Below are 12,911 nucleotides of genomic sequence, written 5' to 3'. Positions count from 1 at the left end.
GACGGCCGTGGAACGCATCACGGGAAGACGGCAGACAGGAAGGGGCCGGGTGCGCCGCCGCGCGGTCGGCGCGCTCGGCGGATGGGCGGTGCTCGTGTCCCTGCTGGCACCCGCCGGTCATGATCCGGTGGCGGCGGCGGATTCCGAACCCGCCTTCCCGGCGGTCAACTACTCCATCGCCGTGGACGAGTCCGCCAGCCTCGCACCCGAGGACATGAAGGCCGAGAAGGCCGCCGCCGCACGCATCGCGCTCGGCGACGTCTCCTCGTCCTCCCACGCCACCGTCTTCGGTTTCGCCGCCGCCGAGTCCGACGCCCAGCGCGCGGTGGACCCGGTCTGCCCGCGCACCACGCTGGACGCGGCGGGCCGCGAGACGATCGGCACCTGCGTGGACAAACTGCGCGGCCGCACGAAGAACGAGGGCACCGGCACCGACTTCCCGAGCGCGATACGCCAGGGAGTCCACGACCTCACCACCGGCACCGACCCCTCCCAGCCCCGCGTGCTGTTCCTGCTCACCGACGGAAAGCTGGACGTCCAGGACAGCCCCAAGTACGGCGACCCCGCGCACCGCAAGGACGAGGGCGAACAGCAGCTGACGCAGGAGCTCGAGAACGCCGCCGCCCAGCACGTACAGATCTGGCCGCTCGGCTTCGGATCCGACCCGGACAAGGCGCAGCTCGACCGGATCGCCGCCGGCGGATACCAGAAGGGCTGCGTCGCACTGCCCTCCGCCCGCCCGAGCGCGGGCAAGGTCTCCGGGGCCAAGGACGTCGGCCCCATGCTGGAGAAGATCTTCGCCGCCGCCCACTGCCTGCGCCACGAACAGGGCCCCAGCAAGCGGCCCCCCGCCACCCTGGAGATCGGCATCTCGCCGCTGGCGACCGTGGGCAGCATCGTCGTCGACAAGGGCGACCCCCAGGTGAAGATCACCTACTTCGACCCCAACGGCCACCAGGTCCCCACCACGGGGACGTACCGCAGGTCGGGCTTCGAGCTGGCGGGCGGCAGCGGCACCGTGGAGGCGCTGAAGATCGTCGATCCGGTGCCCGGCACCTGGCGCGTGAAGGCCGAGGCCCCGGAGGGCCACCGCTCCCTGCCCGTCGCGGTCAGCGTGCTGTGGCAGGGCGAGTTGCGCGGCGCCATCAGCATGGACCCGCCGTCCCCGCAGGCCGGCGACAAGGTCACGGTGACCATGCGCCTGCAGACCCGCGAGGGCTACGAGATCAAGGACGCACGCGACTACGAGGGGCTGCGCGTCCGCAGTGAACTGACCGGCGACGGCTTCGACCCGCTGGCGCTGCGCCTCACCGACGACGGCCAGGGGCCCGACTCCAAGGCGAGCGACGGCTCCTTCACCGGTTCCGTGAAGATCCCCAAGAGCGCCGACGGGGCACTGAAGGTGAGCGGCACGCTGACGGCCTCGGGGCTGAGCGCCGACACCCGCAGCGAGGGCGGCGAGATCGCCCCTGGCGCACTGCCCGTCACCACGGCGCTCGAACTGCCCACCGCGAACACCCACCCCGGCTCCACGGTCACCGGCACGCTGGCCGTCCACAACATCAGCGACACCGCGCACACCCTGCGGCTGTCCGTCGCCGACCTCAAGTCCGGACTGCTCACCGTCACCCCGGCCGAGATCCAGGTGAAGCCCGGCGAGTCCGGCACCCGGAAGGTCACGGTCGAGGTCGCCCCCCGCGACGTCTTCGGCGACCGCCTCGGCGACGGCGGACTGCAACTCGGCGGCACCGTCACCGTCGTGGACACCACCGACCACGACCGGACACTGGTGCGCACCCCGCTCTCGGTGCGGGTGACACCCGAGCCGGGCATCTGGGCGAAGTACTGGTGGGCGTTCATGTCCGCCGCCGCACTGATCGCGCTGGCCACCGTGGCGGTCCTCGCCCGGCTGCGCCAACGCCGCACCCGCAGGGACCCGTTCGGCCTGGTGCTGCGGCTGGTCTCCGCGGAGGGCGACGTGCTCGGCGAGCACCTCGCAGGACACGGACACAAGCAGTGGTACGAGTTCGCCGTCGTCGAACCCCACCGCAGCCCGCGCATCGAACGGCGCGCCCACGGCCCGTACGCCGTCCAGCGCAGCCCCGAGGGCGGAGCGGTGCTGCGCAAGCGCGGCGGCGGCCGGACCCCGCTGCCCGCCCGCGGCCAGGTCCAGCTGACCGACACGCTGAGCCTGGCCCTCGGCGAGGACACCCGCGCCTCGAAGGTCCGCCGACCGCGGCCCTCCGCGCGGACGACCGCGGGCTCCACCACCTCCGCGACCGGTACCGGCGAGAGCGGGAGCTCGTACGGGTCGTACCTGTGACGCCACGGGCGGCCCGACGCGTCACCGGGCCGCCCCCGCGCACCGCACCGCGGCCCGGCCGCCGTGCCGCGCGCACTCCACGGACGTACCGAGCACGAACCGGCCGCCAGGGCGGCCGTAAGCGGGGAGGAAACCCATGAAGATCTTCCAGCCGATGCTCTTCGTCGGCCTGGGCGGCACCGGTGGCCTGGTCGGCGCCGAACTCGAACGCAAACTGCGCGCCGAGCTGTGCGGGCCGGACGGCGTCGCGCTCAGCCACCTCAGCGGACACGCCCCCTACCAGTTGCCCGACTGCCTCCAGTTCGTCTACGCGGACTACAGCGAGTCCGACCTCCAGCGGCTGCCCCAGTTCAACGTGGACCCCTCGCTGCGGGCCGCGTACTCCCGTACCTCCCGGGCCACCCACAACCTGCTGCCGAACTTCGACGCGTCACCCGAACTGACCAAGATGCTCAGGGCGAGCCTGCGCGACGAGGTCGCCGACTGGCTGCCGCCGCGCACCGACGAACCGAAGGTCACCCCGCTGCACAACGGCGCAGGCCAACTGCCCACCGTCGGACGGGCCGCCCTGTTCGCCACGCTCCGGCACAGCCTCACCCCGGTCCTCGAACCGCTGCTCCAGGCGATCGACGCGATCGCCAAGTCCGCCGGTGAACTGGCCGAGCTCGGCGGCGGCAAGGTCAACGGCTGCGACGTGTTCGTCGCCTTCTCGGTGGCCGGCGGCACCGGCGCCGGGATCTTCCTGGACTATCTGCACCTGATCAACCACGCCTTCCAGCTGCGCCGCTTCGACGGGGTGAAGATCTACCCGCTGGTCGTGATGCCGTCCTCGTTCTCCTCGGCGGGCGGCGGCGGACGGGAGGCGGAGCTCAACGCGGCCCGCGCGCTGGTCGACCTGTTCCGGCTGGTCGACGCGCAGAACGCGCCGAGCGAGGGAACGGAGATCGGCGACCTGGACCTCGACCTCGACTCCGGGCTCGGCATCCGCTACCCGGGCACGACACCGATCCGGCTGCGCACCGGCATCCTGCCCACGGCCTTCCTGTTCAGCCCGACCGCCGGCATCCGCCAGGACGACCTGCGCCGCTCCATCGTCTCCCTGGTGATGTCGCTGATCGGCACCGAACTGGGCGACAGCCGCCCCCGGGGCCGGGCGACGGCGACCGACGACGACTTCCAGACCTTCGCCGCGAGCTTCATCAACCGGGGCGTGCACCGCAGCGCCGTGTCCCCCACCGGCATCGGCCGGCAGGGCGTCTCCACCAGCCTGGTGGCCTCCATGACCGCCCCCATGGACCAACTGGCCGACCTGGTGGCGGGCCGCCTGCTGCGGGAGGCGGTCACCGATCTCGTGGAGCGGCCCCGTGCCGCGCTGCGCGACAACGCGGTGCCGCTGATCCGGCAGCTGTTCGCCGACTCCCACCTCGAAGAGCTGTGGGAACGCGCCCAGTTGGCCGTCCCGGAACCCGATCCGCTGCCGCGCGGCGGCAAGGCCATCGAGCAGGCGCTCGGCGAACGGCTCACGGACATGCAGCGGCTGCTGTCCGACCTCCAGTCCATCGCCGACCGCCAGGCCGCCTCGATGGCCGACCGGTTCGCCCCGCGCCCCGCCATCGACAAACTCCTCCAGACCGTGGACCCCTTCCTCGCCGAACGCATCGTCAGAGGCGTCCAGGACAGCGACGAACCGATCGCCCGGCTCGGCTTCCTCGGCATGCTCGACAGCCGCTCCCGCGCCCCCCAGCGCCCGCCGGGCGTGACCGATCAGCCGCCCAAGACCCCCAGGATCAAGGGCAGGCTGGCCGGTATGTCACCGGCCCGCTGGGGCGACGACGACGTGCAGGCCGCCCTCCAGGAGCAGGACCTCTGGTACCAGTGGCGCAGCCGGACCGTGTGGCACGAGGCCTGGCGGGAACAGCAGCAGCAGTGGCAGCCGCCCGCCAACACGGCCGGGGCCGACCTCGGACGCCTGGTCAACGCCTTCCGCAAACACTCCGACCAGGAACGCAAGGTCTCCGCGCAGAAGGGCCTCGAACTGTACGAGGACCGCACCGGGATCTCGTATCTGCTCCCGCCGCAGCGCACCCTCAACCACTTCTACGAGGACGTCGTCACCCGGCTGATCCGCAGGGAGGGAATGCGCGAGAACGACGACGAGGCCGCGCTCCTGCTCAGGATGATCGACGGGGACACCTGGCGCGAGGTCCACACCCTCAGCCGCCGCAACCCGGACAACGCGGTCGCGGTCGTCAAGGCACAGCTGGAGGGCCGCATCACCCGGCTGTTCGCGGAGAGCGGCGAACACCTGGAGGAACGCCCGCTGCTGCCGGCCATGGGCACCCTGCTGGCCGCCGCGGCGGGCGACGCGGACGCCGCCGACCAGGTCAGCAAGGAGGCGCTCGACCTGTTCGGCCGCAAGCTGACCGGGCTGCTGCCGGTGGGCTTCACCCCGGAGGGCACCGGACCGCTGCGGGTCCTGGTCACCCACCCGCGGGTGCAGGCCGTGGAGGAGGTGCAGGAGTACCTCGGCAAGGCGCTGCGACTGCCGTCCGACGCCAAGAACTCCGTGGAGTACCGGGGAGTGGAGAGCGACTCCGTCACCGTGGTCCTCTTCCGCAGCGAGATGAGCCTCACCCAGGTCCCCGAGGCCCGCAAGGTGCTGCGCCAGTGGGCCAGGGCGAAGGACTCCGAGCAGGCCCAGGACGTACTGCGCTGGCGGCAGCGGCTCGGCTACCGGGACAGTTGGATGGTGAGCAGTGAGGAGGACCGCCGCGTCATCCTGTACCGGCTGCTGTGCTGCATGTGGAACGGCCAGGTCGACGTGGTGGACGGCGACCCGGCGTCGCCGGAGCGGCTGAGGCTGCGGCTGTTCCCCGAGAAGGGCGCCCATGTGCCCGGCGTCCGGCTGCGGCTGGGGGACTTCCCCGGCGGGGTGTCGAGCTGGGCGGAACTGCTGCGGTCGTACGAACGCTGGACCGTCCTCGACGACGAACGGACCGTGGAGGACTACTGCCGCGAACTGATGGGGGCTCAGCCGCTCGGTCTCGCCAGGAGCGCGAGCGAACCGCATCCCCTCTTCGTCGAACTCGTCGAGAAGACCGCCCCGCGCCAGCTGGAACTGCTGGCCGAGCGCCGGGAGCGCGGCGGCGAGCGGGTCGAGGGCTGGGTGCGCCCGCTGTGGGAGTTCTGGGCGAAGACACTGCCGGCCGCGCTGGACACCGAGTTCGGGGACCAGCGCGCCGTCCAGCCGACGCTGCGCACGCTGCTGGAGCACGTACGCGGCGGAACTCCCGCGCCGCGCGTGCGCAAGGAGTTCCCCGAACCCCGGCGAGCCGTGCCCGATGACGACGACTGGGGCACCGCACCGCGCGCCTCCTTCGACAAGTACCCGAGCGGCACGGAGGAACGTCCGCGCCGCGCGTCCGTGGACGGCTACGACGACCGGTACGACGCCGAACGCGGTGATCGTGGTGACCGGGCCGGTCGCGATGATCGGGCCGATCGCGGTGACCTGAGTGACCGCGTCAACGGGCGTTCCAGCGGCGCCGACCGGCCCTCGGCGCCCTGGGACGAGCCCGGTGACCCCGGCCCGTACGGCGACGACGGCGAGCGCGAACGCCCCCGCCGCAACCCCTGGGACGGTGACCCGGAGTGAAGACGTCCGAAGATCTCGGCACCGTCATCCAGCTGGACCTGCGCAGCGGCGCGGCGGAACTCGACACCGCCAAGTCCCTGCGGGCCAGTGTCGCCCGGCAGTTGGGCCGGGCCGGGCTGCCCGAACCCGACGACCCGCTGTTCCTGGTGGTCGACACCCCGGCCGGGCTGACCGACCACCAGCGGCAGTACGAACTGCTCACCGCCTACCGGGCCGTGGGCGAGGTCAGGATCCTGGTCCTGCTGGTGGGCAGCGCACCCGGTTCGTACGCGGGCGAGGACGAGGCCTTCCAGCCCGACCGGCGCCTGGTACGGCCCGCGGTGCTGCGGGCCTCGGGCACCGCCCTGCTGTGGGCGGGCGATCTGCGCTCCGCGCGCACGGCGCTGGAACAGCCCGAGCCCGACGCCCCGGAGGCGCTCGCCGTCCTGGTGGACGTGCTGTCGGTCCCGGACGTCTACCTGAAGGTCCTCGACGGCCTCGGGGCGCTGCCCGACGCCGTCGCCGCCCCCGGCGTGCGGCTGCTGGAGCAGGACCTGCCCCTTGAGGTGCGCGACCGGGCCTGGCGCGACGCGCTCCTCAGGTTCGCGGGGGAGGACACTGAACTCGCCCCCGACCTGCTGGCGACCGCCTCCTCCGGCGCCGATCTGCCGGAGCCGCTGCGGAGTCTGGTGGCGGGCCGGGGCGGTCGCGACCAACGGCACCGGGAGCCGGGCGGCGTGGCGGACAGCACATACGCCGCCTGCGCACAGGCCCTCGACTACGCCGAGGACGCGCTGGCCGGACTGCGGTCCCTGCCCGGGCTGTTGCGGGCCTCCCGCAGGCAGGCGTTCGAGGCGGACCTCGACCAGGCGCACCAGGCGCTCGGCGAGTACCGGGACCTCGTCGGCACGGCCCTGCGCGGCGGCGGCTCCGGTACGGCGCCGTCCGCCGCCGAGACGGCGGCCCGGCTCGGGGCCCTCGGTCTGCGGGTGCCCTCGGCCGAGGGCATGGGGGAGCGGATCGGCGAGGGCCTGCGGGAGTTCGCCGGAAAGCTGCTGGGACAGGGGCTCGCCCTGCGGTCCGTGGCCCAGCGCTTCACCGGGCTTGCCGGGCGGGTGGAGCCCGTACCGGGTTCGGCACTGGTGCGCAAACTCGCCGACCACGCCACCGAAGCGGTGTCCCGGCGGCCCGTCGTGGGGAACGGCATCGTGGCCACGGGGCGCGGCGCGCTGCCCGCGGCGGCCGTGGCGGGGCTGCTCGGCGGCCTGTGGCGGGGGCCCCTGGCGGCGCTGGCGATCGCCGTCCCGCTGGTCTTCCTCGCGGTGGCGCTGCTCGGCGCGGCCAGGCTGCGAGGCGCGGGACGCCCGGGCCGCTGGGGCTGGGGTCCCCGGGCCGCGGCACTCGGTGGCGCCGCGGCCGGTGTGGCGGTGGCGTACGCGGTCGAGCCCCCGCTCTGGCTGAGCGCCGCCGGTCTCCTGGTGGGCCTCGGTGTCGCGGTGGAGACGGCACGCCGGCTGTGGCGCGCCGCGATCGATTCCTGGGCGGCCTTCCACGCCACCGCCGCGTTGCGCAAGTCGCTGGCCGGGCTCGATGAGCTGCTGGCCGAGGCGGTCCGTGAGCACTGGGCCGTCGAGGAGCGCCTGCACTGCGCCGACGCGGCCCGGTCCGTCGCCGGCATGCTGCGGGCGACGGCCGCCGCCGCGGCGGTCGAGGCGGTGCCCGAGCCCGAGCGGCCCACGGTCACCGGCGCGTCCGGCCCCGAGCCGCTCGACGCGGACGACTGGCTGGCCAGTGCCTCGGTCCTGGAGACGGACGCGTTCGCGGTGCCCGACGACGGGGACAGTGACTGGGCGAGCGCGTACGCCTGGCAGGACGGGGCTTCCTGGAGCGAGCCCGGCGAGCCCGGCGCGCGGGGTGAGTTCGCGGAGCCCGCGGGGCCCGCCGACCCGTGGGCGGACCGCACCGCGGGGGTTCCGCGCTGGCTGGACCGCGAGAACGGTGAGGGCGGACCGGAGCTCGTCGCCGCCCTGGCCGGTGATCTGACGGACGCCGCGATGGTGGCGATGGAGCCCTACTGGGGTGCAGTCGAGCGCGGCCAGGCCGGCGCCCTCGCCGTCCGGCGCACCGAGGAACGGGTCCGCGACCTGCTCTCGACGGCCCGCCGCCACCTCCAGCACAACGGCGTACTGGCCCCGCCCCCGTTCGCCGCCGACCACCGCACCCGGGCCGGCTCGGCGAACCTGCTGGGCACCGACCCGCGCCGGGTGGCCGACCTGGTCGGCACGGAGGCGGACCGGCAGGCCGTGGTCCAGCTCTCCTCACCCGAGCAGGGAACGCTGCTCAGCCGGGACCCGGCGGCCGCGGTGTGGATCAGGTTCGCGCCTCGGGCCGTGCGCGACGAGGTCGAGAAGACCTGGCGGACCACCGGCTGCGTACCACCGGAGCAGACGCTGTGGACCTCCTCGGGACGCTACGCCGGCCTGGTCCGGCTCACTCCGTTGCGGATGGGCGTGGTGGACACCGTCCGCTCCCGCCAGAACTCCCCGGCCGACGGGCTCGACCCGTACGACGGCGCGGACGCGTACGACCGCGAGAACGCGTACGACCGTGAGGACGGCGACAGCTGGTGACCCGCACCCCGCACCCCGGCCCGGCGCACCCGTACGACCGAGAGGACGGCAACCGCTGGTGACCAGCACCTCGCAACCCCGCCTGACGGAGCCGGACGGCCCGCGCTGGAAGACGCTCGCGTTCACCGTCCCCTCGGGCCGGCGCCGGGTCGCCCCCGTCCGCTTCGGCCCCGAGTCCCGCCGCGATCCGCTGCTGCCCCAGCTGATCCGCAACGGACTGCTCGACGACGAGGGGCAGCAGTGCGTCCAGGTCCGCCTGAACGCCGCCGACGCGGCCAACCCGGCCGCGCGCGCCCTGCTCGACGCGGAGACGGGCACCGCCCTGCACCTGCACCGGGCCCTCGACGACACGGAGTACACGGCGCTCTTCCCGAGGATCGTCGGCTACGAACTGGACGCGGCCGAGCCGTTCCTGCTGTACGCCGCGCCGCGCGGCGCCGCCCTCGCGCGTACCCATGTGATGTCCGCGACCGACCAACGGGTCCTCACCCGCGACCTGATGCTCGCCCTGTGCCTGCTGGACAGCCAGGAGTTGGTGCTGCGGGGCATCTCGCCCGCCACCGTGCTCTGGGACGGCGCCTCCGTCCAGCTCTGGGGACTGGAGGGGGCGGCCCGTACCGGACGGCCGAGGACCCGGTGGGGCCGGGCGCCCTACTGCTCGCCCGAGCAGCGCAGGGGCGAGGGGCTCGTCGACCCCCGGGACGCGGTGTGGAGCGCCGCCCAGGTGCTCTACCAGCTGGTGACCGGCCGGCCAGGACCCGGTGACCGGGCACCCACCGACCTCGGCGAACACCGGGTGCTCGCCGAGACGTTGCGGGGCGCCTTCGCCCCGCTGGCGGCCGACCGGCCGACCCCCGCGCAACTGCTCGACCTGCTGGCGCCGGGGGCCGCCCGGCGCGTTACGCTCACCGTGCCCGCCGACGAGACCCGCGCGCACCGGGAGGCGTTCGAGCAGGCGCTGCGCCTCAAGCGGCAGGCACCCGTCACCCACCAGGGGCCCGGGACACCGGCCGGGCGCAGCAGCGACGGCCAGGTGCTGTGCCCGTACTGCCTGGAGCACATCCAGCTCGACCTCGCCTCGCTCTTCGTCACCGACAGCAGGATGCAGTACACGCCGCTGGACGTCTCGACGATCGGCAACGCCCTGCGCCGCCAGGACGTCATGCGCGGTGCCGTCCAGAAGTGCACCGCGGACCGGGACTTCCCCGAGCACTTCATCCCGGTGCCCTACCTCACCTACGGCCGCCCGCTGACCGTCGCGATGGTCGGCCAGTCGTCCACCGGCAAGAGCCATCTGCTGACCCAGATGATCGCGGAGATCACCGACGGCGGCCTGGAGCCGTTCGGCCTGAAGTGGCAGTCCGTCAACCCGGAGCAGCACGCGAGATTCGTACGCGAACGGGTGCAGCCGCTGCGCAACGGCAAGGTCCTCGACCACACCGGCGCCCTCGGCCTGGACGGCTTCGCGCGTTTCGTGGAGTCCCTCCTCATCACCGACACCCACGGGCAGGTACGCCCGGTCGCCTTCTTCGACCTCGGCGGCGAGGACCTCGTACGGACCGACGCCGCGCTGCGCTTCCTGCTCGGGATCGACGCCCTGATCTTCGTCGTCGACCCGGCGCTGGCCCTTCCGCTGCCGCATCTGGACCACGCCAGGGAACGCTGGGGTGTCGAGGTGAACCGGGACGGCGACCTCGCCTTCGGCACCGTCCTCGACCGGCTGCCGAAGAACGGACCGTATCTGGACGTGGCCGCCGCGATGGTGCTCGGCAAGGCGGACCTCCTGCGCTTCCAGCCGCCCGTCGACCGGTGGCTGGGCCGGGCACCGGCCACCTCACTCGACCCCGAACGGACGCGTGAGGAGAGCCGGGACGTGTACGGGCTGCTGCGGCAGCACGCCGGCCCGGCCTGGCTGCGCCCCTTCGACGCGATCCGCCGGTGCACCCTGCATGTCGCGTCGGCCACCGGCGGCCAGGAGGACCAGGGCCGCTATCCGGCGGGGGCGGGGCCCCGGCGGGTGCTGGAGCCGCTGCTGGCGCTGCTGGCGCTGCACGGGATGGTCGAAGTGCCGGGCGGCGCCGAGGCGTTCGCCGTGGGAGAGGCGCCCGCGTTCGAGGCGGTGCCGTCGGCGAGGGCCGGACGAACCGGGGGAGCGGTGGGAGCCGCGGGATCCGCGCGAGGTGAGGCGAAGTGAGCGACTTCCAGGATCGAGCGAGCGACTTCCGGGAGCGGAGGAGCCCGGCCGCCCACGGGGAGCGGGCCGGCGCGCACGGGCCGGGCGGTGGCGGCGCCGGGGGCTCGGTGCATCAGGTCGTCTTCCGGTGGGACGGCAACCAGGGCCGCCAGGGCACCGGCATGAAGGCCGTCGCCCACTCCTGCCCGGCCGAACGCGCCGAGGAACTGGGCCGGGAACTGGGCCCGCTGCTGTGGGTGTCCGGTACGGCCGCCGCACGGCAGAGCGTCGTACGCACCCTGTCCCGCGACGGCGACGTCATGCTGGTCCAGCGCTGGCCCACCACCGACCGAGGTGGCCGGCCGAGCACGATCAGCCATGTCCTGATCGGTGACCCCGCAACCCTGAAGACCCGCCAGTGCCTCGGCCTCTCCTACGGCGGCTGGGGCAGCCGGGAGTCCGCCGAGAAGGCCTCCGGACGCCTGCGCGTGATCGAGTGCGCCCAGCTCGACGCAGAGGCGCGCAAGCGGCTCCCGGCCATGCTGGAACTGCTGCCGGCGGTCAAGCACGCGCTGATCCTGGTCGCCGCGGAGTGGCTGCGCGATCCGGCGCAGCGGGTGTCGCTGCTCGCGGAGGAGAAGGGGCAGCCCGGCTGGCCGGACCAGGACACCGTGCCGGTGGCGTATCTGGGGCTGTTCCTGCTCTTCGGGCGCTGGCTGGGGCAGGAGTGGACGTTCGCCACCCACGACACGGTGGACACCCATCAGCTGCGTCTGACGTGCGTCCCGCACTGGGAGCCGGACGCGGGCGGGGCCGGTCCGCTGGCCCGGGTCACGGGCCGTCGGGTCACCCCCCACTTCGAGCACAAGGCGGCCGCCCGACTGGTGGACCACCTCCTGGATCACCTCCTCGCGCATCCCGACGCCGCCGCCGGGGTGCCCCAGCTGGTCGATGAGCTCGCCGGCGGCGCGGGGCTGGAGTGGGCGCGGCGGCGCGTCCTGCTGCACGAGATCCTCAGCACCGACCGCCGGACCGGCACGCGCACCGACGCGCCCGCGCCCCGCTCCGCGGAACCGGGCCCGGCCGGGGAGGGGGACGAGGGGGACGAGGACCGGGAACGGGGCGCGGACCGGGAACGGGCCGAGACCGCGCCCCCGCCGCGGCTCCCGAAGCCGTACGCGTATCCCGACCCGCACCTCGACCCGCACCCGGACTCGTACGCCGACCCGCATCCGGACACCTACGCGGCCCCGGCACCCGGGGATTCTCCCCCCATGGCCCCTCCGCGCCCGCTGCGCACGCCGGTCCAGACGCCCGTCCGGACTCCAGCCCACGAGGCGTACGGGCTCCACGAGGACCTCCGTGACCATCGGCGCGGGAACCACATGCAACGCGGCCTCCTGGCGGCGCGTCTGCGTGCCCTGCCCGACGAGTTGCTCCTGGGCGAGCTGCGCTCCGCCGATCTGCCACCGGAGTCCGTGGAACTCCTGCTCGACGAGCTGGGCAACGAGCACCGCCTCCAGGAGCGCCGACCGGAGATGCGGCACGACCTGTGCGCGGAGGTGCTCCACAACGGCCTGTACTTCACGCCGTACGGACAGGGCCCGGAACCCGTTTCCAGGACGGCCATGGTCACCCGGGCCGCCGACCTCTTCACCTGGGCCGTCGCCCCGCTGGCCCGGGAAGAGCGCTATCTGCGCGATCTGCGTGAGCTGCTCCACCGCATGACCCGGGACAGCCACCCCACCGGGGGCAACTGGCTCCGTCAGAGCATCATCGCCCCGGCGAACGGCCAGGTCCCCGACCTGCCGCCGGTCCTGTGGCAGCAGATCCTGCGCGACGTGCTCAGCCGGGGCGAGCGAGCCCCCTCCACCCCGCAGCCGCCCTCCACCCCGCAGCCGCCCTCTGCCCCGCAGCCGCCCTCTGCCCCGCAGACGCTCTCCGCTCCGCAGCAGCTGTCCGCCTCCCAGCCGCCCTACACCGTCCCGGCCCCCACGACGGTCCCGGAACCCTCCTCCACCCCGCCGAGACCCCCCACCCTCACGTCCCGGCTCTCCGACCTGACGAACAACCCGGGCTGTGTGATGGGAGTCGGCTTCGCCGTGATCGCCGTGCTCATCACCATCGTCCTGATCGTCCTGTGAACCCAGG

At 73.8% G+C, this 12,911-nt stretch carries 5 protein-coding genes; all 5 read left to right on the top strand.

All coding sequences use genetic code 11. The features are described 5' to 3' along the window. Window positions 1–7 precede the first annotated feature (7 nt). The 5 genes from ACIRA5_RS26745 (at window position 8) to ACIRA5_RS26725 (ending at window position 12,904) form a co-directional block, all read left to right on the top strand. The gene (locus tag ACIRA5_RS26745; protein WP_403694426.1) at window positions 8–2,323 is read left to right on the top strand and encodes a VWA domain-containing protein; all 2,316 of its coding nucleotides are present in this window, start codon (window positions 8–10) and stop codon (window positions 2,321–2,323) included. A 136-nt stretch (window positions 2,324–2,459) separates the two neighbouring features. Continuing rightward, window positions 2,460–5,978: a tubulin-like doman-containing protein gene (locus tag ACIRA5_RS26740; RefSeq protein ID WP_403694424.1), complete on the top strand. Its 3,519-nt coding sequence runs from the start codon at window positions 2,460–2,462 to the stop codon at window positions 5,976–5,978. Next, window positions 5,975–8,587 carry a hypothetical protein gene (locus ACIRA5_RS26735; RefSeq protein ID WP_403694421.1) on the top strand — a complete coding sequence of 871 codons (2,613 nt, stop codon included), beginning with the start codon at window positions 5,975–5,977 and terminating at the stop codon, window positions 8,585–8,587. The genes ACIRA5_RS26740 and ACIRA5_RS26735 overlap by 4 nt, the downstream gene beginning before the upstream one ends. 58 nt (window positions 8,588–8,645) lie before the next feature. Further along, the gene (locus ACIRA5_RS26730; protein ID WP_403694420.1) at window positions 8,646–10,781 is read left to right on the top strand and encodes a hypothetical protein; all 2,136 of its coding nucleotides are present in this window, start codon (window positions 8,646–8,648) and stop codon (window positions 10,779–10,781) included. After that, window positions 10,778–12,904, top strand: coding sequence for a hypothetical protein (locus ACIRA5_RS26725; protein ID WP_403694418.1), 2,127 nt, complete (start codon window positions 10,778–10,780; stop codon window positions 12,902–12,904). The genes ACIRA5_RS26730 and ACIRA5_RS26725 overlap by 4 nt, the downstream gene beginning before the upstream one ends. Window positions 12,905–12,911 lie beyond the last annotated feature (7 nt).

The organism is Streptomyces sp. NPDC096311 (assembly GCF_044763085.1).
Taxonomy (GTDB): Bacteria; Actinomycetota; Actinomycetes; order Streptomycetales; family Streptomycetaceae; genus Streptomyces.
Note: the sequence above shows the minus strand (reverse complement) of the source record. Positions and strands in the feature narration are given on the sequence as shown.

Coding starts and splice junctions, on each gene's coding strand:
- ACIRA5_RS26740 (WP_403694424.1), top strand. CDS start 2,460: ATGAAGATCTTCCAGCCGATGCTCTTCGTCGGCCTGGGCGGCACCGGT.